Genomic DNA, 25,717 nt, shown 5'->3' on the forward strand with positions numbered 1-25,717 from the left:
GATCAGACCGGTCGGCTGGACCGGACCGTCGAGGTGTCGATGAGGAGGGCGTCACCGTGGCGCACCAGGGTGTAGGACGTGACCTCCTCGACCCGTCGTCCGTCGCTGAAGTCGTATCGCACGGTCGCGGTGACCGAGTCGGGTGAGCTGCCCCTGACCTGGTGGGTGCTCACCTTGTCGACGGAGCTCCAGAACGCCTCGTACGTCTGGCGATTCGTGGCCGTGGTCTCCTGGTAGCGCGGGGAGAGACGCGCCCAGCCGGCGTCCCGGCCATCCGGCAGCAGCGCGTAGTAGTCGCGCACCGCACGCTCGAGCTCCTGCGCGGTGGCCTGCGGCGCGACTGGGGTTGTGGTCGTGGTCGTCGGGCGTGGGGCCGGCGTCGTCTGTGCGGCCGCGCCGCTCGTCGGCCGGGAACTGGCGCGCGTGGCCGACGGCGACGGCTTCGACGAGGCGACCGAACTGGACGACGCCGGCGCGGCCGTGCCGGTCGGGGTGCCCCCGTCGCGCGAGAGGACGAACGCGACGCCGCCGGCCACCAGCAAAAGGGCGATCAGAGCGGCGAGCAGCCAGGTGCGGGAGCGACTTTCGCCGGACGGGCGAGCCGCTGCCGGCCCGGGGCTTGGACGGGCAGGGGGTTGGCGCGACGGGGGCTCGACGTCCCGAGGTGGTGCGACCGGCTCTGGACGCGTCGCTGCGAGCGGCGGGTGCGACGCTGCTGCAGGAGCCGCGGGCAGGATCCGGGTGCGCTCCTGCGCGGCCTCGAAGACGATCGTGCGACCGGCGGCGACCGCTGCGAGCGAGCGGGTCACCTCGTCCATCGGCGGCCGCTGGCTCGGATCGGGGTCGAGCATGCGCGCCAGCAAGGGTGAGACCGCGCTCTCCCTCGGCTCGGTGACGCTGCCGGAGGCGACCCGGTGCAGCAGTGCCATGGCGTTGTCGGCCTGGCCGAAGGGGGGCGCGCCTTCAAGGGCGGCGAACAGCGTCGACCCGAGGGAGAAGACGTCGGAGGCAGAGCTCGACGCGGCTCCGCGGGCGACCTCGGGGGCGAGGTAGGCGGGCGTCCCCGTCACCAGCCCGGTCGAGGTGAGCGAGGCGTCGCCGAGCGCGTGCGAGATGCCGAAGTCGGTGATGCGGGCTGTGCCGTCGTCGCCGACGAGGATGTTGCCCGGCTTGACGTCGCGGTGCACGATGCCGGCGTCGTGCGCGGCGGCGAGCCCGGCGGCGACCTCGCTGCCGAGGCGGGCGGCCTCGTCCACGGGCAGCGTGCCGGTCTCGGCCAGCACGTCCTGGAGGCTGCGCGAGGGCAGGAACTGCATGACGAGGCAGGGGCGTCCCTCGTGGTCGACGACGTCGAAGACGGGGACGGCGTTGGGGTGATGGAGGCGTGCGGTGATGCGTGCCTCGCGCATGGCACGCTGCCGCGCCATGTCGGCCTCCGCGTCGGGAAGGCCGACGGGCGAGTGCAGGAGCTTGACGGCCACCGTGCGGCCCAGCCGCTCGTCGCGGGCGCGCCAGACGTGTCCCATGCCGCCGGCCCCGATGCGATCGAGCAGGCGGTAGCGCCCGGCGATGACCAGGTCAGGCTGCTCCGTCACGATGCCCTCCTGTCAGCACCTCGCACACGGTCGGTCGGGCCGCTGAGCGGCTGTGGTCAATTGTTGGCCGGTTGTGGCCTGTTGTTGGCCTGTTGTTGGCCGGGTCAGGCCAGGTCGACGGCGAGGTGGGCAGCCCCGATGATGCCAGCCTGGTTGCGCAGCTGGGCGGCGACGATCGGGCAGCGCGTCTTCAGCTTGGGGATGAAGTCGTCGCCGTCCTTGCTGATGCCGCCGCCGACGACGATCAGGTCGGGGGAGAAGAGCTTCTCGATCGTGTCGTAGTAGGTCTGGAGGCGCTCGACGTACTCGTCCCACGACAGCTTCTCGATGTCCTTGCGGGACGACGCGGCACGGTCCTCCGCGTCGTAGCCGTCGATCTCGAGGTGGCCGAGCTCGGAGTTGGGCACGAGCCGGCCGTCGTGGATGAGGGCGGAGCCGATGCCGGTGCCCAGCGTCGTGAGGATGACGAGGCCCTTCACGCCCTTGGCGGCGCCGTAGTACAACTCGGCAAGTCCCGCGGCGTCGGCGTCGTTGAGCACCGTGACGGCGCGGCCGGTGTGCTCCTTGATCAGCGCCTCGGCGTCCGTGTCGATCCACGTCGGGTCGATGTTGGCGGCGGACAGGACGGTGCCACGGATGACGACGGCGGGAATCGTGACCCCGATGGGGGAGTCGCCCGTGACGTCGGCGAAGTGGTCGACGATCTCGTCGACGACCTCGGCCACGGCGTCAGGCGTCGCCGGCAGCGGGGTGTCGATGCGCAGCCGCTTGCCGGCGAGCTCGCCCTTCTTGAGGTCGACGGGTGCGCCCTTGATGCCGCTGCCGCCGATGTCGATGCCGAGAGGCGTGCCCTTCTTGGCCATGGTCCCTGCTTCCTTGTCGAGGACGATGAGGTCGTTCGGGGTGGTGCGAGTGCGTGAGTCCGACTGTGCGTCAAGGCAGTCGGGGACGGACCTACGGCTGGGCTCCGTCGGCGAGGGTCAGGATCTCGTTGCCGTCCTCGGTGATGAGGATCGTGTGCTCGAACTGCGCCGAGCGGGAGCCGTCGCGGGTGACGACGGTCCACTTGTCGTCCCACATGTCCCACTCGTGCGTGCCGAGGTTGAGCATCGGCTCGATGGTGAAGGTCATGCCGGGCTCGATGACGGTGTCGTAGTGGGGTGCCGCGTCGTAGTGCGGCACGATGAGGCCCGAGTGGAACTCTAGGCCGATGCCGTGGCCGGTGAAGTCGCGCACGACCCCGTAGCCGAAGCGCTTCGCGTAGCTCTCGATGACGCGGCCGACGACGTTGAGCTGGCGTCCGGGGCGGGCGGCGCGGATGCCGCGCATCATCGCCTCGTGCGTGCGCTCGACGAGCAGGCGTGACTCCTCGTCGACGTCGCCTACGAGGTAGGTGGCGTCGGTGTCGCCGTGCACACCGTCGACGTATGCCGTCACGTCGATGTTGACGATGTCGCCGTCCTCGAGGGGGCGGGCGTCGGGGATGCCGTGGCAGATCACCTCGTTGACGCTCGTGCACACCGACTTGGGGAAGGCCTTGTAGCCGAGTGGCGAGGGGTAGGCGCCGTGGTCGAGCAAATAGGCGTGCGCCACTGCGTCGAGCTCGTCGGTCGTCACGCCCGGCGCGATCGCCCTGGATGCCTCGACCATGGCGTTGGCGGCGATGCGCCCGGCCACCCGCATCTTCTCGACCAGCTCGGCGTCCTTGACGTGGACGTCGCCGTCCTCGCGCGGGTTGACCACGTCGACGTAGTGCGGGCGCTCGATCGTTGCCGGCACTGCTCGGCGCGGGCTGACGGCGTGCGGGGACACCCGCGGGTGGAGCAACGGCATACGGTGGAGTCTAGGTCGTTCACGGGTGACGTCCACGACGGGCGTTCACGAGACGGACCCCTCGTCCGGCCCGCCATCCGTGACGAGATCCCGAGAGAAGGAGTGCGCACGTGAGCTTCTGGTACAACGTCGACACAGGCAAGGTCGAGACCGACGAGAACCGCAGCCGCGGCGAGCAGGTGCTCGGGCCGTACGCGTCGGAGGCAGAGGCGCGGGCCGCTCTCGACACGGCGCACAAGAAGACCGAGAGCTGGGATGCCGAGGACCGCGAGTGGAACGAGCGCGGTGCCGGCGGCTCGGGCACGGGTGACGACTCGACGCCCTGACGACGCAGCCGCTGTCTCGCCCGCCGGGTCGGTGACCTGGCGGGCGAGTCGCTGCTCAGGACTCGAACGAGTGCTCGGCGTCGGGGAAGGCACCCGACTCGACGTCGGCGGCATACGCCCTGGCTGCGTCGAGCAGCGTGCCGCGGAGATCGGCGTACTTCTTGACGAAGCGCGGTGCCTTGCCACTGCGGAGGCCGGCGAAGTCGCTCCACACGAGCACCTGGGCGTCCGTGCCGTTGCCGGCGCCGATGCCGATCGTCGGGATGGCGAGCACCTCGGTCACGCGCGCCGCGACGGGGGCGGGGACCATCTCGAGCACCACGGCGAAGGCACCCGCCTCCTGCAGCGCGCGGGCCTCGTCGACGAGCGCATCGGCGGCGTCGCCGCGGCCCTGCACGCGATAACCGCCGAGCTGGTGCTCGCTCTGCGGCGTGAACCCGACGTGTGCCATGACCGGGATGCCGGCGTCGGTGAGGGCCTTGACCAGGGGGACCATGGCGGTGCCGCCCTCGAGCTTGACGGCGTGGGCCAGCCCCTCCTTCATGAGGCGCACGGCGCTGGCGAAGCCCTGCTCGATCGACGCGCCGTATGAGCCGAAGGGCATGTCAGCGACGACGAGGGCACGACGGGCCGCCGACGAGACGGCGCGCACGAGAGGCACCATCTCGTCCAGCGTGACCGGAACGGTCGTCTCGTAGCCGTAGACGTTGTTGCCGGCGGAGTCGCCGACCAGCAGCACCGGGATACCGGCCTCGTCGAAGATCTGGGCGGCGTACATGTCGTATGCCGTGAGCATCGCCCAACGGCGGCCCTCGGTCTTCATCGCCTGCAGGTGCGGGATGCGCACGCGTCGCGGCGTCGGTGCGGAGGCGGCCGGCTCGTCGGCCCTGCTGCCCGTGCCGTAGGGACTTTGCTCCTCGGGCGGGTCAATGCTCATGACCCGGAGCATAACGGCGGGGTTCTGGGGACCGGTCGGCGTGTGTCCACCCTGATCCCTCTGCGGCAGATGCGTTCTGTATCTGACCCAGAGGCATCTTGGGAAGGGTTCCAGCCCGGCTCTTTACGAAGATTTTACGTTCTTTAGGCTGAACCGCCCTGTGGCACAACTTTTTTCATTATTTGGGCGCCTAGCGGCCAGATTGTCCGAGGTCTGTGTTGTCATACCCGAGGCGCCTCATGTGCGGCGCCTGTGACCAGGAGGATCATTTTGAACAAGCGCCACTGGAGCGCTGTCTCGGGGCTGGCCGTGGGGGCGCTCGTCGTCACCGGCCTCACCGCCCCGATGCAGGCTCAGGCAACGCCCGTCGCGAAGGCACCGGTGAGCGGCGACCCCGCGGCAGCCCAGGCCACGCGGCACGACAACCTGCCCAACCCCCTCGCCGACGCCCAGGCAGCCGAGCGCAAGGACGCTGTCTCGAAGCTTCTCAAGGGCGAGGCGACCACGAAGACGATCAACGGCAACCGCGTCATCGAGGTCAAGAGCAAGGGCACCGACAAGAGGGGCAAGCCCAAGAAGTCGAAGTACGTCAACTACCCGGTGAACCGTGAGGAGGACATCTTCACGATCCTCACCGACTTCGGCGACAGGACGATGCCGGCCACCGGGGGCGCGGCCGGTCCGGTGCACAACCAGATCGCGCAGCCCGACCGCAAGTGGGACGGCAACGCCACGGACAACAACTCCACGTACTGGACCAAGGACTTCAACCGCCAGCACTACATCGACATGATGTTCGGGCAGGGCGAGTCGTTCCGGGACTTTTACCAGAAGCAGTCCAACGGCCGCTTCCTCGCCAAGGGCGACGTGTCCGACTGGGTCACCGTGCCCTACAACGAGGCGCGCTACGGCCACAATCCCGTCAAGGACGACGGAACGAGCGAGGCCGACGGCTACTGGAGCTACATCAACGACTCAGCTCAGGCCTGGTTCAACGCCCAGAAGGCGTCCGGCAAGACCACGGCCGAGATCCGCACCTACCTGCAGCAGTTCGACAAGGTCGACCGCTACGACTCCAAAGGCGACGGCGTCTACAACCGTCCCGACGGCTACATCGACCACTTCCAGGCCATCCACGCCGGTGAGGGCGAGGAGGCCGGCGGCGGCACCGAAGGTGAGGACGCCATCTGGTCGCACCGCTGGTACGCCTACTCCAACCTGCAGGGCAAGGCCGGCCCCGACGGCAACAAGCTCGGTGGCATCCAGATCGGCGACACCGGCATCTGGATCGGCGACTACACCACCGAGCCCGAGAACGGTGGCCTCGGTGTGTTCGCCCACGAGTTCGGGCACGACCTCGGCCTGCCCGACCTCTACGACACCCAGGGCGGCGACAACAGCACCGCCTTCTGGACCCTCATGAGCGGCGGCTCGTGGCTCAACCACGGCAAGGACTCCATCGGCACGACCCCCGGCTACATGGGCCCGTGGGAGAAGCTGCAGCTCGGCTGGCTCGACCACACCGTCGTGCCGTACGGCAAGAACACCACGGTCAAGCTGAGCCAGGCCGACCTCGCCACGAAGAGCGGCTCGGTGCAGGCCCTCGTGGTCCCGCTCCCCGCGCGCACGGTGACGACGAAGCGCAACACCCCGCACTCGGGCACGTCCGAGTGGTGGAGTGGCTACGGTGACAACCTCAACTCGACGCTGACCCGCACGGTCGACCTGGCGGGCGCGACGTCCGCATCGCTCGGCGCCTACGTGCAGGGCAACCTGGAGGCGGGCTACGACTTCCTCTACGGCGAGGTGTCCACCGACAACGGCACCACGTGGAAGCAGCTCTCCGAGGACACCGGCAAGTTCGCCTGGTCGCCGAAGACCTGGGACCTCTCGGCGTACGCGGGTCAGAAGGTGCTGTTCCGCTTCCACGTCATGACCGACGGTGGCGTCTCCAGCGAGGCGTTCATCGACGACATCACGCTGACCAAGGACGGCGTGGCCGGCACGGTCGACGACGTCGAGTCCGGCGCCGGTGCGTGGACCGCCAAGGGCTTCACGGTCAGCACGGGCACGACCTCCAAGGGGGTCAACGACTTCTACTTCGCCGAGAACCGCGTCTACAGCGGCTACGACGCGACGCTGAAGACCGGCCCGTACAACTTCGGATGGGGCACGACGAAGCCCGACTGGGTGGAGCGCTTCCCGTACCAGAACGGCATGCTCGTCTGGTTCGCCAACGGCGAGTACACCGACAACAACACGTCGGCGCACCCGGGTGCCGGTGAGATCCTGCCAGTCGACGCCCGTCCGGCGCCGATCATGCTCAACAACGCGAACGGCACCCGCACCATGCTGGGCAACCGGCGCCAGCCGTTCGACGCCACGTTCGGCCAGGAGAAGACTGACGCGGTGACCTTCCACCGCAACGGCGTCGCCACCAAGGTGCCGTCGCAGAGGGCTCTCCCGACGTTCGACGACCGTGACCCGAACCGCTACTGGACGGCCGACAACCCGTGGGCGTCCACCAAGGTGGCCGGCTCGGGCACGACGATGACCGTGGCCAAGACCCGACAGGGCGGCAACGAGCTGCAGGTCGACGTCAAGTTCAAGTGACCTCTCGGCCATGAAGCGAGGGCCCCCGGGGCAACTCCCGGGGGCTCTTCGCGTCCACCCGCGACCACCGACGTCGGAAACTGAGCACTCGACTGGTCGGTGGGATCGAGCGCCCAGTTCCCGACGGTTTGGTGTCGGGAAGTGAGCACTCGACGGGTCGGTGGGATCGAGTGCCCAGTTCCCGACGACGTTCGCTTCGGTTGGGGGGGCGGACGGCATACGGGGGCAACGGCGTCCACAAAACGTGTCACGTCACATGCACGAAACAGCGATGCGGCAGGATCGACACATGAACCGTCAGGAAGAGTTCGTGCTGCGCACGATCGAAGAGCGCGACATCCGCTTCGTCCGTCTCTGGTTCACCGACGTGCTCGGCACCCTGAAGTCGGTGGCTGTCGCGCCGGCCGAGCTCGAAGGCGCCTTTGCCGAGGGCATCGGCTTCGACGGTTCGGCGATCGAGGGCTTCGCGCGCGTGTTCGAGGCCGACATGCTCGCGAAGCCCGACCCCTCGACGTTCCAGATCCTCCCGTGGCGCGGTGACCCGCCCGGCACGGCCCGCATGTTCTGCGACCTGCAGCTGCCCGACGGCACGCCCAGCTTCGCCGACCCGCGGCACGTGCTGCAGCGCGCCCTGGGCAAGGCGGCCGACCTCGGCTTCACCTTCTACACGCACCCCGAGATCGAGTTCTTCCTGCTCGAACAGGGGCGCGGGCCCGACGGTCGCCCGGTCCCGGTCGACGACGCCGGCTACTTCGACCACGTGCCGCACGGCACCGGGCACGACTTCCGCCGCGCGGCGATCACGATGCTCGAGAACATGGGCATCTCGGTCGAGTTCAGCCACCACGAGGGTGCGCCCGGCCAGAACGAGATCGACCTGCGCTACGCCGACGCCCTCAGCACGGCCGACAACATCATGACCTTCCGCACTGTGGTCAAGGAGGTCGCCCTGACCCAGGGCATCTACGCGACCTTCATGCCCAAGCCCTTCTCCGAGCACCCGGGTTCGGGCATGCACACGCACCTCTCGCTCTTCGAGGGCGACTCAAACGCGTTCTACGAGGCGGGTGCGCCCTACCAGCTGAGCAAGGTGGGCCGGCAGTTCATCGCGGGGCTGCTGCGCCACGGCGCCGAGACCGCGGCCGTGACGAACCAGTGGGTCAACTCCTACAAGCGCCTGTGGGGCGGGGGAGAGGCGCCGGCCCACCTGACCTGGGGCCACAACAACCGTTCGGCGCTGGTGCGTGTGCCCATGCACAAGCCCAACAAGGGCCAGTCGACGCGGGTCGAGGTGCGCTCGCTCGACGCCGCCTGCAACCCCTACCTCGCTTTCGCCGTGATGCTCGGCGCCGGCCTCAAGGGCATCGAGGAGGGCTACGACCTGCCGCCCGAGACCGAGGACGACGTGTGGAGCCTCACCGACGCAGAGCGTCGCGCCATGGGGATCAAGCCGCTGCCCGCCTCTCTCGGCAGGGCGCTCGAGGTGATGGAGGAGAGCGAGCTCGTCGCCGACGTCCTCGGTGAGCACGTGTTCGACTTCTTCCTGCGCAACAAGCGACAAGAGTGGCTCGACTACCGTCACGAGATCAGTCAGTTCGAGCTGAACCGCTACCTCCCGAGGCTCTGACGCGCCCGACTCACATGTCATCACGCACCAGCACCACAGAGGGAGCCCTCGCGCGTCTCGGCTTCGCCGACCCGAAGCGTGCGGCTGGGCTGCTCGACGACCACGCGCTGCTGCCCCTTCGGGCCGCCTTTCCCGAGGGCCAGCTCGACGACCTCGTCGCCGTCGTCGGTGACACTGCCGATCCAGACCAGGCACTGTTGGGCTTGGTCAGGGTGGCGGAATCCCTTGCGGCCCAGGGTGACCCAGCGGATTGGGGTATCACTGCTTTTGCCCGCGAGCTCTCGACGGCTGGGGTGGGCCGCAAGCGCGTCCTCGGTGTGCTCGGCGCCTCGACGGCCCTCGTGGATGAGCTCGTTCGCCACCCCGAGCACTGGGTCGACTGCGTCAACGCGGAGCGACGGCCGGGGGAGCAGGTGCGCAGCGACCTCGTGCACGCGGTGACCGAGGGCCGGGGTGACCGCGCGCCGCTCGACGCCCTGCGCATCGCCTACCGGAGGGGCCTGCTCCGCATCGCGGCTCTCGACGTCACCGCGGCGGACCCCCTCGCCGAGATGCCCGCGGTGGGTGAGGCATTGGCCGAGCTCGCCGAGGCAGCCCTCGATGCCGCCCTGGCCATCGCACGCGAGGAGTACGGCGACGGCCACGAGGCCTGCCGCCTCGCCATCATCGGCATGGGCAAGACCGGCGGCGGTGAGCTCAACTACGTCAGCGACGTCGATGTCATCTTCGTCGCCGAGCCGGCCGACGGCGTCGACGAGGAGACCGCGCTCCAGGTGGGCACAGCGCTGGCCACGGCCACGATGCGGGCCTGCTCGACGCCCACGCCCGAAGGAAGCCTGTGGCCCGTCGACGCGGCGCTCCGGCCAGAGGGCAAGCAGGGACCGCTCGTCCGCACCATCAGCAGCCACAAGGCGTACTACGAGCGATGGGCCAAGACGTGGGAGTTCCAAGCTCTCCTCAAGGCGTGGGTCTCCGCCGGCGACAAGGAGATCGGGCTGCGCTACAAGGCCGAGATCTCGCCGATGGTGTGGGAGGCCGCCGGCCGCGACCACTTCGTCGAGGACGTCCAGGCCATGCGCCGCCGGGTCGAGCAGCACGTGCCGGCCAACGAGGCGGCGCGTCAGCTCAAGCTCGGGCCGGGTGGCCTGCGCGACGTCGAGTTCAGCGTCCAGCTGCTCCAGCTCGTCCACGGCCGCACCGACCCCAACCTTCGTTCCGCCACCACGCTCGAGGCGCTCTCCGCCCTGGCGAGGGGTGGCTACGTCGGTCGTGACGACGCGGCCACGCTCGACCGCGCCTACCGCCACCTGCGCTGCCTCGAGCACCGCATCCAGCTCCACCGGTTGCGCCGCACCCACCTCATGCCCGTCGCCGAGGCGGACCTGCGCCGGTTGGGGCGGGCCATGGGTCACCGCACCCACCCCGAGCGGGCCGTGGTCGCCGACCGGCAGGCGTCGGCGCGCGAGGTGCGGCGGCTCCACGAGCGGCTCTTCTACCGGCCGCTGCTCGTCGCAGCCGCCAAGCTGAGTCCCACCGAGGCGCGCCTCAGCCCCGAGGCGGCCAAGCAGCGGTTGCTCGCGCTCGGCTTCCGCGACCCGGCCGGCGCGCTGCGCCACATCGAGGCGCTGACCACCGGGGTGAGCCGGCGCGCGGCGATCCAGCGCACGCTGCTGCCGGTCATGCTGGGGTGGTTCGCCGACGAGGCCGACCCCGATGCCGGTCTGCTGTCGTTCCGCCGCGTGTCCGACGAGCTGGGCACGACCCACTGGTACCTCAAGATGCTCCGCGACGAGGGTCGCGCCGCAGACCGTCTGGCGCACTGTCTCGCCCGCAGCAGGTATGCCGCAGACCTCCTCGTGCGCTCGCCCGAGAGCGTCTCGATCCTCGGCGACGACAACGGCCTGGTCCCGCGCTCGCGCGAGGCGATCACCTCGACGATGCAGTCGGCCGCCGGTCGTCGCGAGTCCGCCGCTGACGCCGCGGCCGCGGTGCGGGCCATCCGCCGCCACGAGCTGCTGCGCATCGTGATGGGCGACCTCGTCGGCGTCACCGACCTACCCGGGGTGGGCGCGGCGCTGAGCGACCTCACGGGCGCCACCATCCAGGTGGCGCTCGACGTGGCCGTCAAGGAGGTGGAACGCCGCGAGGGCGAGCCCATCGGCGGCGACGTCCTCGTCGTCGGGATGGGGAGCCTGGGCGGGCGCGAGCTCGGCTACGCCTCCGACGCCGACGTCATGTTCGTCCACCAGCCGCACCCCGGATCCGAGGAGCAGGACGTCCAGGCCCGAGCCACCCTCGTGGTGCAGGAGCTGCGCAAGCTGCTGTCCGGGTCTGGGCCCGACCCCGTGCTGGGCCTCGACCCAGACCTGCGACCCGAGGGCAAGGCCGGCCCGCTCGTGCGCAGCGTCGACTCGTTCCGCACGTACTACGAGCGGTGGGCCCTGACGTGGGAGTTCCAGGCGCTGCTGCGTGCCACCCCGATCGCCGGGCCCCAGTCGCTCGCCGACGCCTTCCTCGAGCTCATCGACCCGCTGCGCTGGCCCGAAGGGGGCATCGACGTGAGCCAGGTGCGCGACATCCGCACCATGAAGGCCCGCGTCGAGAGCGAGCGGCTTCCGCGGGGCGCGGACCCGCGGACGCACCTCAAGCTGGGACGCGGTGGACTGAGCGACGTCGAGTGGGTCGTGCAGCTCCACCAGCTCCAGCACGCGTACGCCCGCCCCGCCCTTCGCGTCACCGGCACGATGGCCGGGCTGTCAGCGCTGGCCTCCGAAGGCCTGGTGTCGGCGGAGGACGTCAAGGACCTGCGCGAAGCGTGGCGCCTCGGTTCGCTGATGCGCAACGCCGGTGTGCTGTGGCGGGGGAGGCCGATCGACAGCGTCCCGTCCGACGTCCGTGACCTCGACGGCATCGGTCGGATCATGGGCCGTCCGGCGGGCGAGGGGGCCGGCTTGGCCGAGCTGTGGCGACGCGTGGCGCGCCGCTCCCGCCACGCTACTGATTTCAACTTTTACGACTCCGCACCTAGGGGTAGCGTCATCACGTGAGTTCGAGTCAGGGGACGGGAAGCGTCATGCCGACGTATGCCGCCGTCCTCCGCGTCCCGCGGTTCCTGCCGATCTTCCTTGCCAACGCCCTGTCCATGTGGGGCGACTACATCGCGCGCGTCACCATCGCGGCGGTGGTCTTCGAGCGCACGTCGTCGCCGCTGGCCACGGCGACGACCCTTGCCGTGAGCCTCGTGCCGACCTTCTTCGGACGCAGCCTGATCGGGCCGATCGTCGACCGGTTCCCCTACAAGTGGGTGCTCATCTGGTCGCACCTGATGCGCGCCGCGTGCGTGCTCGGGTTGATGTGGCTCGTCCTGCAGGGCTCTGCCCTCTGGGGGATGTTCCTCGTCCTCTTCGCCCTCGAGCTCATCGGGGGCGCCTCGTCGGCGTCGAACATGGTGCTGGTGACCGACCTGTTCGAGGACCGGCACCTCTACGCCAGGGCCGTCGGCCTCGGTGCCATGTCCGAGCAGTTCAACCAGGCCATCGGGCTGGCCGTCGGCGGCGCGCTGGCCGCACTGCTCGGTCCTGAGACGGGCCTGCTCCTCGACCTCGTCACCTTCGTCGTGGCTGCGATCGTCATCCTCTTCGTCGCGCCGCTGCGGCCCGTGAGCGGCGACCGCGGCCGAGGCCTCCGCGGCTTCGTGCGTGACCTGTCGACCGCGGCCGGCGACCTTGCCCGGCACCCGGTGCTGGCGCGGCTGGTCACGCTGAGCGCGGTGGCCTGTCTCGGCATCGCGGCGCCCGAGGCGCTGGCCATCCCGATCGCCGGCCAGAACGGCTGGGGCGGGGTGCTCATGGCAGCCCCGATCGTCGGGGCCGTGGTCGGGATCCTGCTCATCGGTCGCCGGGACGTGCACCAGCAGAACCGGTCGATCGTGCCGCTCGCGCTGGCCATGCCACTGCCGCTGCTCCTCACGGCGCTCCACCCGCCGACGTGGGTGGTGGCCGCGCTCTTCTTCGGCTCCGGCATGCTCCAGGCCTTCATGGTGCCGCTGCAGGCGACCTTCGCGCTGGTCACGGAGCCCGAGCTGCGTGGTCGCATCTTCAGCCTGGCCGGTTCGGTCTCCATCGCTGCGGCCGGCGCCTCCTACCTTGCAGCCGGGTGGGTCGGCCAGCACCCCGACCCCCACTGGGGCGTCACGATCTGCGCGGCCGTGTGCCTGGCCCTCGTTGCCGTGATCGCCGCGACCTGGCCGCACCGTCGGGTGCGCACTGCGGTCGACAGGGCGTACGCGCCGACGACCTCCCACGCAGCCTGAGCTGCCCGGGAGGTCGCCGAGAGGTTCGCGCTCGCGCGGGACGCGCGAGTCGGTGGGTCAGCGGTGCATACCGTTGGCGGCCAGCATGGCCCGCCACGTCGCCGGCCACGTGATGCCGGTGGCCGGCAGGTGGTGGGCGCTCTGCCACGTCTTGAGGCGACTCGCGGTCGTCGAGAGGAAGTTGCCCGTCGCCGAGACTCCGATGACCTTCTGGAGCGTCTTGACGGCCTGCCCGGACATGCCGGGCCTCAGCACCATTCCCGAGCGCGGAACCATCTCCTTCAGCAGCGCGCTCGCCCCGGTCGGCGCCGTGACCGTGGGGTAGCTCGGGCAGCGCGTGGGATTGGGCGCTCCCCAGCCGATCGACCAGTTGAGGTCGGGGAGGCGGCAGGGGCCCCAGTCGACGGGTGCGACCTGCTTGCTCCAGAACGAGGTCCGCCCCAGGGCACCCTCCCAGGACAGCGAGATGTGGATGTGGTTGCGGTGGCACGTCGTGTCGTAGGCGGTCGTCTGCGTCGTCGCGCAGGTGCTGTACGGACGCCAGCCCTCGGCGGTGCGGTAGGAGCTCCACATCTTGTTGTCCCAGATGAGGTACATGACCCCGAGGCGACGGGCGTTCGCGTACGGGTTGCCCGCGGCGTCCTTGGCCAGCAGCCACGAGATGAGGGCGTTGGCATTGGCGCGCTGCGTGGTGTCGCGCACGTTGAAGAAGGTGTCGACGGCGCGTCCGTCGTAGTGCTCCGACGGCTTCGTCGCCGCGGTGCAGGACCGCACGAGTCCGTACGTGTTGCCGTACGTGGTCTTGACGAGCTGCGCGAGCTTGATCGTGCCGGTGCGGTTGCGCATGTCGCAGGCCACGCCGGGCACGTACGGGGCGAGTCCTTCGATGGTCTTGGGCAGGCCGGTGGGCGTGGCTGGCACGGGTGGCGCTGGGGCTCCTCCGGCGGTCGCTGCCGGAGCCGCGGACCAGAACAGGGCGAGGGCCGCGACGACTGCCAGCAGCAGGCTCAGGGTGCCGTGCCGCGAACGGCGTCGTGACAAGGTGGCGTGGTTCATGACGGGTCTCCGAAACAGGGTGTGCGGGATCCACCCGAGCGCGAGGCAGGGCGGCAGGGCGCGAGGGGTGTTGGTTGTGTTGTGATCCCGGCTGCGTGGAGAGGGCCGTCAGGGGCCGCGAACGCCGGTGGGCCAATTAGAACCCATTTGTCCGGTTACCGCACAGTCATCGCCGAAACCGTGGGACCGACACGCCGCGATCTGATGGTGACTTCTGTCGGCTGTCAGGTGGCTCTCAGGTTCGGCGGTCACATGTCAGTCATCTGCCCCCAAGACGCCGCGGATACACGAATTGCATTGCGCCTAAATGGAAAAAGGCTGAGAGTTCCGGCCTAAACCCCTGTTTCAGAGCGGTCGAGTCGTAGCCTGAAGCCATCGACCGGTGCGTGCCTCGGGGGGCGGGGAAACCGGTCGGGGGGAGTACCACTGGAGAACTGGTTGGGTCTCCCCTGGCTAGGAGGGCTTTGGTGCCTGGGGGTGGGGAGAACATGGTCGACGACGTCGTCGGACCCAATGACATCGTGGCGTGGCGAGGTCCGGACACCGATCCGGTCAGATCACTGCTGCACGACCTGAGAGAGCCGCTCGCAGCGATCCTGCTGCTCTCGGAGACGTCGCAAGGAGATGTGCGCGAGCGCCTGATCTCGATCCAGGAGCAGGCCTCCTGGCTCGCCGAGGTGGTCGCGGCCAGCCTCGAAGGCGCCGCCGGAGACCATGCGGCCGACATCGACGCCCGGGCCCTCGCCAACGAGGTCGCGGGCCGGGCACGGATGTCGACGACCACGACGATCGACGTGGAGGTCGTCGGCGATGGGCGCGTCCTGGCGCGTCCGGTCGCCCTGGCCCGAGCCCTCGGCTGTCTGGTCGACAACGCCGTCCGGGCGGCCGGTCCGGCGGGCCACGTCCTCATCTGGGTGGGCAGCTGCGACGACGGCTTCCACATCCGGGTCCTCGACGACGGACCGGGCCTCGGGCGTCTGGCTCCCCGTACGTCGATCGGACTGGCGACGACGCGGGCCATGGTCGCGGCCTGCCGTGGTCGGTTCCGGCTGGCGGCGCGCCCCGACGGCGGCGCTGCGGCGGACATCGCGCTGCAGTCCTGGTCCGAACCCGACGCCGTCGCCCTGTGAGCGGCGGCCCGTCATGAAGCTCGTGCTGTGCGACGACCACGAGCTGATCCTCGACACGCTGGGCGCCGCCCTGTCGGGACTCGGCTACGACGTGGTCACCACCCAGTGCCCGGCCGAAGGGCTCGAGGCCGTGCGCGAGGTCCAACCCGACGCCTGCCTGTTGGACGTCAACTATCCCGACGGGTCGGGCCTCGACGTCCTCCCCCTGATCCGACAGGCCTCGCCGGGCACCAAGGTGCTCATCTTCTCGGCTGACACGTCGAGCAGCGCGGTGCGCACCGCGATCGCGCTCGGTGCGTCCGGGTACGTGCGCAAGGACCGAGGACTGCTGCACCTCATCGAGGCGATCGACCTCGCCATCGGGGGACACCTGGCGGTGGAGCCCGGTGCCCTCCAGGCGGCGCTGCGCACGGTGGACGCGGCCGACGACCCCCTCTGGACGTTGAGCTTCCTCACCGACCGCGAGTGGGAGGTGCTCCGCTGCATCGCCGACGGGCTGGGCACCGACGAGATCGCCGCGTTCCTCAACGTCCGTCGAAGCACGGCGCGCACCCACGTGCAGAACCTCCTGACGAAGATCGGCGTGCACTCCCGGCTCCAGGCCGTGGCTCTCGTCGCCGCCCACAGCGCCGACATCAACTGGCCGCCGCACGTCCGGCGAGCCTGACCCTCTTGCGATTCCGCCACCGAAACCGTTCGGGCGTAATCCGTTTGACGTAGGCGCGGGTCCCTCGGGCGGGGGGTCCGGTGGGTGGGCAGCGACGGCACCCTGAGTGTCATGAAGCAGGATGCCGCCGTCGTCCTGGTGGACTCACGCCAGGGGTTCATCGACGCTTTCGCGCTGGTCCTCCAGGCGCATCGGCGACTGAGGTTCGCCGGCGCAGCCCCGTCGGTCGACGTTGCCGTCGCCCGAGGACTCACCCGGGGGTGCGACGTCATCGCCCTGGGTCTCGACGAGCGGAACGGCATCGAGGACATCGGGCGGCTCTGCGCCGTCGCGCCGGACGTCGGCGTGGTCGCCCTGGTCGGGCCCGACGGAGAGCGCCTGCTGCTCGAGGCCCTGATGGGCGGCGTCCGAGGCTGGGTCCTGCGGCGGTCCGGGGTGAAGGAGCTCCTCGAGGCCCTCGAGGAGGTGGCAGGGGGCGACGCGCACCTGCCCGCCGAGCCCGTGCGGTCGCTCGTCGCGGCCACCCTCGTGCGGCCGCCCATGTCTGCACCTCTGAGGACCGAGTCGCTGACAGGTCGCGAGGCGGCAGTCCTCGACTGCCTCGCCGCGGGAATGACCAGGCACGACATCGGGACGGCGCTCAACCTCTCCGACAACACGGTCCGCACCTACGTACGGCGCATCCTGCGCAAGCTGCACGTGCACTCCGCCCCGGCCGCGGTGGAGCTGGCGACGAGCGCCCGTCATGGTTGAGGTCGCGCGCCGGACCCATGCGGGTCGTCGCCCACAGCCCACGCCCGGGCCGACGGCCAGGGCCACGTCCGGGCTGCCCGCGGTCGCCGCCCCGCCTACGTCGGTCCCGGGGGACAACCCGCATGCGGCCGTCATGCCGCTTGTCGTGCCCTTCACCCGGGCGCGGATCTGCCCGGAGGCGCAGCAGGCCGTCGTCGACGTCCTCGCCTCCGGCTGGGTGACGTCCGGAGAGCAGGTGGTGGCGTTCGAGCGTGAGTTCGCGCAGCACCTCGGCGTCCGGCACGCAGTCGCCGTGAGCTCGTGCACAGCCGCGATCGAGCTGTCCCTTCGGGCGCTCGCACTGCCACCCGGGTCGAAGGTCCTGATGTCGGCGGTCACCTTCTGCGGGGCCGCCTCGGCGATCCTGCACGCCGGGCACGTCCCGGTCCTGGCCGACGTCGACGACCTCACGGCGATGCCGAGCCCGCGCACCGTCGCGGCGGCCGCAGCGGAGTGCGGCGGCGTCGACGCGCTCGTCGTCGTCCACCTCGCCGGCCTGCCCACCGACGTCGTCGCGCTCGCGGCCGCGGCAGGAGTCGACCTGGACCACGTCGTCGAGGACGCGGCACACGCGCTCGGCACGGTCGTGGGGGAGGCGCCTGTCGGCACCATCTCGCGGGCCACCTGCTTCAGCTTCTACGCCACGAAGAACCTCGCCATCGGGGAGGGCGGCATGGTGACGACGAACGACGACGACGTGGCCGACCGCATCCGGCAGACCCGGTTGCACGGCATGTCGGCCGATGCGTGGCGGCGCTACCTGCCAGGGGGCGGCTGGCGCTACGACGTCGCCGTCGACGGGCTCAAGGCGAACATGACCGACGTCCAGGCCGCCATCGGACGGGCGCAGCTGCGTCGTTTCGACGTCGACCAGGCCCGGCGGGCGTCCGTCGCGGCACGCTACGACGCGGCCCTGGCCAACGTGCCCGGCATCCGTCGTCCGCTGCGGCCCTCGGCCGGCCGTCATGCCTGGCACCTCTACGCGGTGCGCGTCGAGGCGGACTACGGCATGGACCGGGACGCGCTCATCGTTCGCCTGCGCCAGCAGGGGATCGGCACGTCGGTCCATTTCATCCCGCTGCACCGCCTGACTTGGTTCGGGCAGCACTGCGTGATTCCGGCAGGAGGGCTGCCGGGCGCGGACGGGGTGTTCGAGCGCATCCTCTCGCTGCCGATGGATGGGGTCGTCACCGACGACGAGGTGGACCTGGTCTGCGCCGCACTGGCGGAGGCCACACAGAGGGGAGATGTGCGGTGAGCACGACACTGAACTACTCATGGACACCGGCAGAGATCGGCTTCATCCCGACCCTGCAGAAGGGGCTGCGGACGCTGATCGTCGGTGCGGGGCAGGCCGGCCGAGGCCTGGCCCGGGACCTCGAGCGTGTGCCCGACTTCGGGCTCGCGCCGATCGGCTTCCTCGACGACGACACGACCAAGAGGGTTGTTCGCAGGCTGCCGGTGCTGGGCGCGCTGAGCGACCTGCTCGCCGTGATCACGGTGCAGCGCGTCGACGTCGTGCTGCTCGCGATCCCCGGGCTCCCCGCGGCGCAGGTCCGCCTGCTTGCGACGACGGCGGCCCGCGTGGGTGCGAGCGTGCGCCACCTGCCCTCCTTCGTCTCCCTCCTGCAGCGCGACGTCGTGGGGACGGACCTGCGTTCACTCGAGATCGGCGCCCTCATCGGACGGCCGGAGATGCACGTGGTCTCGCCGGAGGTCGAGGGGACCATCCGCGGTGCGCGCGTGCTGGTGACTGGCGCCGGAGGGTCGATCGGCAGCGAGCTGTGCCGCCAGGTCAACGGTTTCGGACCCGCGCGGCTCGTGATGCTGGACCACGACGAGTCCAACCTGCACCGGCTCCAGCTCGAGCTGACGGGCTCGGGCCTGCTCGACACCGACGACCTGGTGGTCGCCGATATCCGCGACGCCCACCGGGTGACCCAGGTCATCGCCGACGTGCAGCCGGACGTCATCTTCCACGCGGCGGCGCTCAAGCACCTGCCGATGCTGGAGCGGCACCCGTGCGAGGGCGTCAAGTCCAATGTGCTGGGGACCCTCAACGTCGTGCGCGCCGCCGTCAGCCACGGCGTCGGACGCTTCATCCTCATCTCGACGGACAAGGCCGCCGACCCCGCGTCGGTGCTGGGGGCGACCAAGCAGCTGGCGGAGCGAGTGACCAAGCATGCCGCGACGGGCCGCGACGGCACCGTCGTCGCGGCGGTCCGTTTCGGCAACGTGCTCGGCAGTCGCGGGTCGCTGCTGTCGGTGCTCGCCGAGCAGCTCCGCAACGACGATCCCTTCACGGTCACCCACCCGGACGTCACTCGCTTCTTCATGACCATCGAGGAGGCGGTCGGGCTGGTGCTCGAGGCCGCCCACCTCGCCCGCGGCGGCGAGACCTTCGTGCTCGACATGGGCAAGCCGGTCCGCATCGTCGACCTCGTCGAGAGCTACGCGCGCCAGCTCGGCATCGACGACGTCGACATCCTCTACACCGGTCTGCGGCCGGGGGAGAAGCTCCACGAGGCCCTGTTCGCCGACGGCGAGACGAGGGAGTCGACGGCGCACCCACGCATCTCGAGCACGTCGTCGGCGCCTCTCGACCCCGACTTCGACGTCCACCTCGACGAGCTGTTCGACGCGGCCTCGCGCAACGCCGTCACCGACGTCAAGGCCGCCCTCGGCGTGATGCTCGACAACTACGTGGAGGCCACGGGCCCGACGGCCCACATCGCCTTGGCCCCCTACCCGGACGACTTCTGAAACCTTCCGACGAAAGAGGACACCGTGGATCTGACCGTCATCGCCGCCACCGGGCCGGACGCCGCCCCCGCGACGCCCCGTCCCGCGCGACGACCGAACGCCGCGACCGTGCTCGATGCGCCCGGTCTGCGGGCCGACGAGGCGACGCTGCACTCCCTCGAGATGGGGGCCGCGGGGCTCGACCTCGCGGCGCCACCGGTCGTGCTGCCGGACTTCCACCACAAGCGCACGATGGAGATGCCGTCGAGCATCGCGGTGGCCACTCGCGGCACGATCCGCCCCACCTTCACGAGCTCGTCGGTCAACTGCGGGATGGCGCTCATCGGGCTCGGCACCGACCGTCCCGACGCCCGGGCCGTCGACGAGTTCTACCGCGCCGTGCGGGAGCGCTACCCCTACCCGACCCGTGGCGGTCGCGAGCTGACGGGCGCCGAGGTGGTCGCCGCGGCGACCGACGGCGCTGCGTTCGCGGCCGAGCGCTGGGGGGTCGACCCGGCCGAGCTGGAGCGTATCGAGGAGTCGGGGCGCGTCGATCTCGAACAGTGGGGTGGGTCCACCCGGCTGCGCCGCGAGGTGCCGGCCCTCACCTGGCAGCTCGCGCGCCTGCGGTTCGGCACCGTCGGGCCGACGAACCACTTCATCGAGCTGCAGCAGGTGGAGGAGGTGCTTGACCCCGCCGCGGCCGAGCTGCTCGGGATCCGGGAAGGGCAGGTGACCCTGCAGTACCACGCGGGGGGAGGGGTGCTGACGGGCGAGATCGGGCACCTCTTCCAGCGGCGGCGCGACACGGCTCGTGTGATGCAGGCAGCCATGGCCGTGCAGAAGCCGCTCTTCCACCTGGCCACCGCCCGCTCCGCCGGGCAGCTGCGCGAGCGGATGCGCCTCTACTTCGCCCGTGGTTGCGTGCCCGTCGAGCTCGGCAGCGACGAGGGACAGCGGCTCATGCTCGCCAACGCCGCCGCGATGAACTACGGCTTCGCCTTCCGGCTGGCCACCTATGCGGCGCTGCGCTCGATCGCGCTGCGCGTCTTCGGCGGCGAGCCGGGGCAGCTCGTCGTCGACTCACCGCACAACTCGATCTACGAGGAGCAGGTCGACGGCCGGGTCGCGGTCGTGCACCGGCACAACTCCTGCCGCGCCTTCCCGGCAGAACGTATGCCGGAGGGCTCGGTCTTCGCGACCACCGGGCAGGCCGTCCTCCTGCCGGGCACGCACCGGACGTCGTCCTACCTCGCCGTCGCCGGCGAGCGCTCCGCCGACAGCCTCCACTCTGCGTGTCACGGCGCCGGCACGGTGATCGACCAGTTCGAGGCCGACGGGCGGTCCACGCTGCACGTCGCCGGACACACGACCCGGCGCTACCGCTACGGCGACACCGCTCCGGCCCAGACACCACACCTCGACGACCACGGGGTCGATGCGGCTCTGTCGGTGCTGACCCGGCACCGCATCGTGCGTCCCGTCGCACGGATGCGCCCCTTCGCAGTCCTCCACTGACTTCGACGCAGACCTCGACTCTCGACCTGCCACACCCCACCACCCCTTGAGGAGCCGACCATGCACCGTCGAGTGGCGCTCGCTGGCCCAGCCGCCGTCGTCCTGGCGCTGAGCCTGCAGCTCAGTGCGGCACCGTCCGCGTCTGCAGCCACCTCCTGGTGGGTCGACAACACGGCGGCGGGCTGCAGCAACACCGGGCCCGGCAGCGCCACGACGCCGTTCTGCACGATCTCCGCAGCCGCCTCGAAGGCGGTGACACCCGGAGACACGGTCACGGTGCGTCCCGGCACCTACCCGGAGCAGGTCACCGTCGGTGCCTCCGGGGCGGGCGGCGTGCCGATCACCTTCGTGGCTGCGGCCCCGGGCGTGGTCGTCGACGGCACGCGAGACCTCTCGACCGCAGTCTGGACGCCGACCACGGGAGGCACGTTCAGCACGCCGTACGCACCTCCGAGCGTCCCCAAGCAGGTGTTCGTCGACGGCGCCCGCCTGGCGGCGGGCACGGGCGCGAGCACGCTGGCGGCCGGTTCGTTCTTCTACGACGCGGCGGCCAAGGTGCTGCACGTCAACCTCGGCGGCTCGACGCCGAGCGGGCGCGCCATCCGGGCCGGCGCGCAGACGTACGGCTTCAACGTGGTTGGACGCACCGACGTCACCATCGCCGGCTTCGCCACGACCGGCCAGAACGGCGTCGGGCTGCGCGTCAGCGGCAGCAGCTCCGTGACGCTGCGTGACGACTCGAGCGCCGTCAGTGCCAGCTACGGCATCCTGCTCGAGGCGTCGAGCTCGGCGGTGACGGTCTCCGGGGCGAGCGTGACCTCGTCGGCCTCCATCGGGATCAAGCTGAGTGCGACGACGGCCTCGACCATCTCCGGGTCCAAGGTCACCGGGTCGGGCAACCACGGCATCTCGCTGCAGGGGTCGACCGGCAACGTCGTCCAGTACTCCGAGACGGCCGACAACGCCGTCACGTCCGGCACCGCCACCGCAGCAGGCGTCGACGTCAGCTCGGGCTCGACGGACACCGTGCTGCGCGGCAACGTGTCCCACGGCAACCAGGACAGCGGCTTCCAGGTCTACAGCGCCTCCGCCCGGGCGCTCGTGCTGCGAAACGTCAGCTGGGGCAACGGGAACCACGGTTTCGACACGCTCGGGTCGACGGACGTGCGCTACCTGTCCAACACGGCATACGGCAACCACGACGACGGCATCTCGATCGAGGGCCAGAGCACCGGCGCGACGCTGCGCGACAACATCAGCGTCGACAACGGCCTGTCCACCGGCCGCCACGACCTCTACGTCGAGCAGACGTCTGCCACGGGCCTGACGGCCGACAGCGACCTGCTGTGGAACAGCGAGTGGGTGCCGGCAGCGCGCATCGGGCTGTCGCGCTACCAGACCGTCTCCGAGCTGCGGGCCGCGACGGGCATGGAGGCGGCAGGTCTGGGCAGCGACCCGGTGTTCGCGGACGCGGCAGCCCACGACTTCCGCCTCGGCGCCCAGTCGGCCGCCGTCGACTCGGCGGACGTGACCGCCCTCGGCTTCGAGAGCAACGACGCCGCGGGACAGGCCCCTGTGGACGACCCCACCGTCGTCGACAGCGGAACCGGGACCCCCGCGTACGCGGACCGCGGAGCGTTCGAACGCGTTCCGCAGCCGGGGGACTCGGCGACGAACGCACCCCACGCCGCCCTCGTCCTCTCCGCCACGACCGGCCAGGTGCCGCCCTCGGTGCCCGTGACGGCCGACGCCCGTGGCTCGAGCGACGTCGACGGGCAGGGGATCGCCAGCTACACGTTCGACTTCGGTGACGGGACGGTGATCGGGCCGCAGGCCTCGGCCGTCGCGTCGCACGACATCGCGACGGTGGGCACGCACGTCGTGCGCGTCACCGTGACCGACGTCGGAGGACTGACCGGAACCTCGGAGATGACGGTCACCCTGACCGACCGGCCCCGGGTGGTCTACCACGTCGACGGGGCCGACCCCACCTGCTCCGACGCCGGCGGCGGCACGTCGCCACCGTTCTGCTCCATCGGCCGGGCTGCCTCCGTCGCCCTGGCCGGTGACACCGTGCTCGTCGAGCCCGGCGACTACCGGGAGCAGGTGACACCGGCCCACACCGGCATGCCCACGGCTCCGCTGACCTTCCGGGCGCACGGCGTCGTCCGCGTCCTCGGGTCCAGCGACCTGTCCGCCAGCACGCTGTGGACCGCGACGTCCACGAACGCCTGGAAGGCCCCCGTCGCGAGCTCCGCCCCGATCACCCAGGTCCTGCGCAACGGCTCGCGGCTGACGCCCGCCTCGAGCAGCACCACGACGACGTCGGGCACCTTCTTCTACGACGCCGCGGCGAGCACGCTGTACGTCGACGCCGGCGGCGCCAACCCGGCCCTCGGAGCGACCCTGGAGGCCTCGACCCGGACCTATGGCTTCAAGCTCTGGAGCGCTCGCTCCGTGGTGGTCGACGGGTTCACGACGCAGGGACAGAACGGCCCCGGCGTCAGCATCCAGGACTCGTCGGACGTCGTCGTGTCGTCGGCCGTCGCCAGGCTCGAGTCGAGCTATGGCATCTCCTCCGACCGCTCCAGCCGCACGGCCGTCTCGGGGGCGACGACATCGGACAACGGCTCCATCGGGATCCGCATCGCGACGAGCCCCGACGCCCTCGTGTCCGGCAACGTCGCGTCCTCGAACGGCTTCCACGGCATCAGCATCCAGTCGAGCACCGGCGCGACCGTCTCCGGGAACGTCGCCCATGACAACGTGCAGCCGACCCAGCGCCTCGCCGACGGCATCGACGTCAGCCTCGGCTCCACCGGTGCCCTCGTCGAGCGCAACACCACGTATGCCAACCAGGACTCCGGCATCGAGATCTACACCGGTTCCGACAATGCGACGGTCCGGCGCAACATCTCCTACGACAACGGCGACCACGGCCTCGACTGCCTCGGCTCGGTCGGGGACAGGGTCGTCGGCAACACCGTCGTCGGGAACTCGACCGCAGGGATCAACCTCGAGGGCGGCTGCTCCGGGTCGGTCGTCGCCGACAACGTCAGCATCGACAACGCGGTCGCCAGCACGCGCACCATCGGCGACATCAGGCTCGACGAGGCTTCGGCGCCAGGATCGACAGTCGACAGCAACCTCGTCTACCAGACTGCGGGCGGGCCTCTCTACGAATGGAGCTCGGCCCCCTACTCGACCGTGGCCGCGTTCCAGACCGCCAGCGGCCAGGGCGGGAAGGACCTCGGTGCTGCACCGCGGTTCGTGGACCAGGCGGGCCGCAACCTCGCGCTGAAGCTCACGTCGCCCGCCGTCGACAGTGCCGACCTCGGCGTTCCGGGGGCTGCTCCGGCCGACCACGACGGCATCGCGCCCGTCGACGTGCCGTTGATCCCTGACAGCGGGGCGGGCACACCGGCGTACGGCGACCGCGGCGCCCTCGAGTACCACGGCTCGCTCCAGCCCACCGGGCCCACGGCTGCCCTGTCCGCGTCGCCGGCCACGGGCCGCGCGCCCCTGACCGTCCAGCTCTCGGCCGCCTCCTCGACCGAAGGCGACAGCCCCCTCGCCAGCTACACGTTCACCTGCGGCAACGGCGGGACTGTCGGTCCGCAGTCGGCGGCCACGGCCTCGTGCACGTATGCCGTCGCAGGCAGCTACGCCGCTTCGGTGCGGGTCGTGGACCAGCTGGGCCTCGACTCCACCGCTACGACGGCCGTCCCGGTCTCGCCTCCGTTCGCGCCGCCGACGGCCGCACTGTCGGCCTCACCGCCGTCGGGTGTCGTGCCGTTCACCGTGACGCTGTCGGCAGCTGCGTCGACCGACCCCGAGGGGGGCACCCTGACCTATACGTTCGTGTGCAGCACCGGTGGCACCGGCACCCCCCAGAGCTCGCCCACGGCCGTCTGCAGCTACGCGAAGGCAGGGACCGTCACCGCCTCGGTGACCGTGCTCAGCGGCGTCAGCCGCCGCACCGCGACCGCCACGACGACGGTGACTGCTGCGGCGAACAAGCCACCGACGGCGGCCATGACCGTGGCGTCGCCACCTGGGCCCGTGGCGCCGACGACAGCGCGCTTCGACGCGTCCGCGTCTCGTGACCCGGAGGGTCGGCCGCTCACCTACACCTTCGCCTGCGGCAACGGAACCTCGGTCGGGCCCCAGAGCTCCTCGACGGCCACCTGCAGCTACCCCGCGGGCGGCTCGTTCAAGGCGAGCGTCACGGTGACCGATGACGCCGGGCAGAGGGCGACGAGTCCCACGGTGACGCTGGCCGTCGCGGCGAACAAGCCGCCGGTCGCGAGCCTCGTCGTGACCCTTTCGGCGCCGCGGGCACCCACGGTCGCCACCCTGGACGCCTCCGGGTCCGTCGACCCCGAGCAGCACGCGCTGACGTACACGTACACGTGCGGCAACGGGACGGTCGTCGGGCCCACGTCCGCACGCACCGCAACCTGCACGTATGCCGTCGGCGGGAACAACATCATGGCTCGTGTCACGGTGACCGACGACACCGGCCAGAGCGACACGGCCTCCGCGAAACTCCGCCTCTAGCGCACCGAG

The 25,717-nt window shown here is 70.7% G+C and carries 17 protein-coding genes; 12 read left to right on the forward strand and 5 right to left on the reverse strand.

Annotation, left to right across the window (positions count from 1 at the left end; all coding sequences use genetic code 11):
• Positions 1-2 precede the first annotated feature (2 nt).
• From AC1DE0_RS09460 to map, 3 genes are all read right to left on the reverse strand, one after another.
• Positions 3-1,595 (reverse strand): serine/threonine-protein kinase, encoded by a 1,593-nt coding sequence (locus tag AC1DE0_RS09460; RefSeq protein ID WP_478099690.1) that lies wholly within the window; start codon positions 1,593-1,595, stop codon positions 3-5.
• A 104-nt stretch (positions 1,596-1,699) separates the two neighbouring features.
• Positions 1,700-2,458, reverse strand: a complete 759-nt coding sequence (ppgK, locus tag AC1DE0_RS09465; RefSeq protein WP_478099691.1) for a polyphosphate--glucose phosphotransferase — start codon at positions 2,456-2,458, stop codon at positions 1,700-1,702.
• A 91-nt stretch (positions 2,459-2,549) separates the two neighbouring features.
• Entirely contained in the window at positions 2,550-3,428 is an 879-nt protein-coding gene (gene map / locus AC1DE0_RS09470) for a type I methionyl aminopeptidase (RefSeq protein WP_478099693.1), read from the reverse strand.
• Between the two features lie 110 nt (positions 3,429-3,538).
• Here map and AC1DE0_RS09475 point away from each other — a divergent pair, with 110 nt between their 5' ends.
• A complete protein-coding gene (locus AC1DE0_RS09475; RefSeq protein WP_478099695.1) occupies positions 3,539-3,754 on the forward strand; it encodes a methionine aminopeptidase in 216 nt (71 codons plus the stop codon).
• Positions 3,755-3,809: 55 nt separating this feature from the next.
• Here the strand turns inward: AC1DE0_RS09475 and panB are convergent, their stop codons facing one another.
• Positions 3,810-4,691, reverse strand: coding sequence for a 3-methyl-2-oxobutanoate hydroxymethyltransferase (gene panB, locus AC1DE0_RS09480; protein ID WP_478099697.1), 882 nt, complete (start codon positions 4,689-4,691; stop codon positions 3,810-3,812).
• Between the two features lie 270 nt (positions 4,692-4,961).
• On the opposite strand from panB, the gene AC1DE0_RS09485 reads away from it, so the two are divergent.
• The 4 genes from AC1DE0_RS09485 (at position 4,962) to AC1DE0_RS09500 (ending at position 13,243) form a co-directional block, all read left to right on the forward strand.
• Positions 4,962-7,304, forward strand: a complete 2,343-nt coding sequence (locus AC1DE0_RS09485; RefSeq protein WP_478099698.1) for an immune inhibitor A domain-containing protein — start codon at positions 4,962-4,964, stop codon at positions 7,302-7,304.
• 289 nt (positions 7,305-7,593) lie between these two features.
• Positions 7,594-8,931: a type I glutamate--ammonia ligase gene (gene glnA, locus AC1DE0_RS09490; protein ID WP_442292510.1), complete on the forward strand. Its 1,338-nt coding sequence runs from the start codon at positions 7,594-7,596 to the stop codon at positions 8,929-8,931.
• A 14-nt stretch (positions 8,932-8,945) separates the two neighbouring features.
• Complete coding sequence (locus tag AC1DE0_RS09495) at positions 8,946-11,978, forward strand: bifunctional [glutamine synthetase] adenylyltransferase/[glutamine synthetase]-adenylyl-L-tyrosine phosphorylase (protein WP_478099700.1); 3,033 nt, start codon at positions 8,946-8,948, stop codon at positions 11,976-11,978.
• Complete coding sequence (locus AC1DE0_RS09500) at positions 11,975-13,243, forward strand: MFS transporter (RefSeq protein ID WP_478099702.1); 1,269 nt, start codon at positions 11,975-11,977, stop codon at positions 13,241-13,243. Before AC1DE0_RS09495 ends, AC1DE0_RS09500 begins: the two co-directional genes overlap by 4 nt.
• Positions 13,244-13,300: 57 nt before the next feature.
• Here the strand turns inward: AC1DE0_RS09500 and AC1DE0_RS09505 are convergent, their stop codons facing one another.
• Positions 13,301-14,299 carry a peptidoglycan-binding domain-containing protein gene (locus tag AC1DE0_RS09505; protein ID WP_478099704.1) on the reverse strand — a complete coding sequence of 333 codons (999 nt, stop codon included), beginning with the start codon at positions 14,297-14,299 and terminating at the stop codon, positions 13,301-13,303.
• Positions 14,300-14,766: 467 nt separating this feature from the next.
• Here AC1DE0_RS09505 and AC1DE0_RS09510 point away from each other — a divergent pair, with 467 nt between their 5' ends.
• The 7 genes from AC1DE0_RS09510 to AC1DE0_RS09540 all read left to right on the forward strand — a co-directional run bounded on the left by AC1DE0_RS09510 (position 14,767) and on the right by AC1DE0_RS09540 (position 25,708).
• Positions 14,767-15,429 (forward strand): sensor histidine kinase, encoded by a 663-nt coding sequence (locus AC1DE0_RS09510; protein ID WP_478099706.1) that lies wholly within the window; start codon positions 14,767-14,769, stop codon positions 15,427-15,429.
• A gap of 13 nt (positions 15,430-15,442) precedes the next feature.
• On the forward strand, positions 15,443-16,096 hold the full coding sequence (locus AC1DE0_RS09515; RefSeq protein WP_478099708.1) for a response regulator: 654 nt from the start codon (positions 15,443-15,445) through the stop codon (positions 16,094-16,096).
• Positions 16,097-16,207: 111 nt separating this feature from the next.
• The gene (locus AC1DE0_RS09520) at positions 16,208-16,849 is read left to right on the forward strand and encodes a LuxR C-terminal-related transcriptional regulator (protein ID WP_478099710.1); all 642 of its coding nucleotides are present in this window, start codon (positions 16,208-16,210) and stop codon (positions 16,847-16,849) included.
• Positions 16,850-16,982: 133 nt separating this feature from the next.
• Positions 16,983-18,146, forward strand: a complete 1,164-nt coding sequence (locus AC1DE0_RS09525; protein WP_478099712.1) for a DegT/DnrJ/EryC1/StrS family aminotransferase — start codon at positions 16,983-16,985, stop codon at positions 18,144-18,146.
• On the forward strand, positions 18,143-19,651 hold the full coding sequence (locus AC1DE0_RS09530) for a polysaccharide biosynthesis protein (protein ID WP_478099714.1): 1,509 nt from the start codon (positions 18,143-18,145) through the stop codon (positions 19,649-19,651). The genes AC1DE0_RS09525 and AC1DE0_RS09530 overlap by 4 nt, the downstream gene beginning before the upstream one ends.
• Before the next feature lie 24 nt (positions 19,652-19,675).
• On the forward strand, positions 19,676-21,148 hold the full coding sequence (locus tag AC1DE0_RS09535) for an RtcB family protein (RefSeq protein ID WP_478099716.1): 1,473 nt from the start codon (positions 19,676-19,678) through the stop codon (positions 21,146-21,148).
• Positions 21,149-21,208: 60 nt separating this feature from the next.
• Complete coding sequence (locus AC1DE0_RS09540) at positions 21,209-25,708, forward strand: right-handed parallel beta-helix repeat-containing protein (protein WP_478099718.1); 4,500 nt, start codon at positions 21,209-21,211, stop codon at positions 25,706-25,708.
• Positions 25,709-25,717 lie beyond the last annotated feature (9 nt).

This window comes from Terrabacter sp. 05T424 (assembly GCF_056396225.1).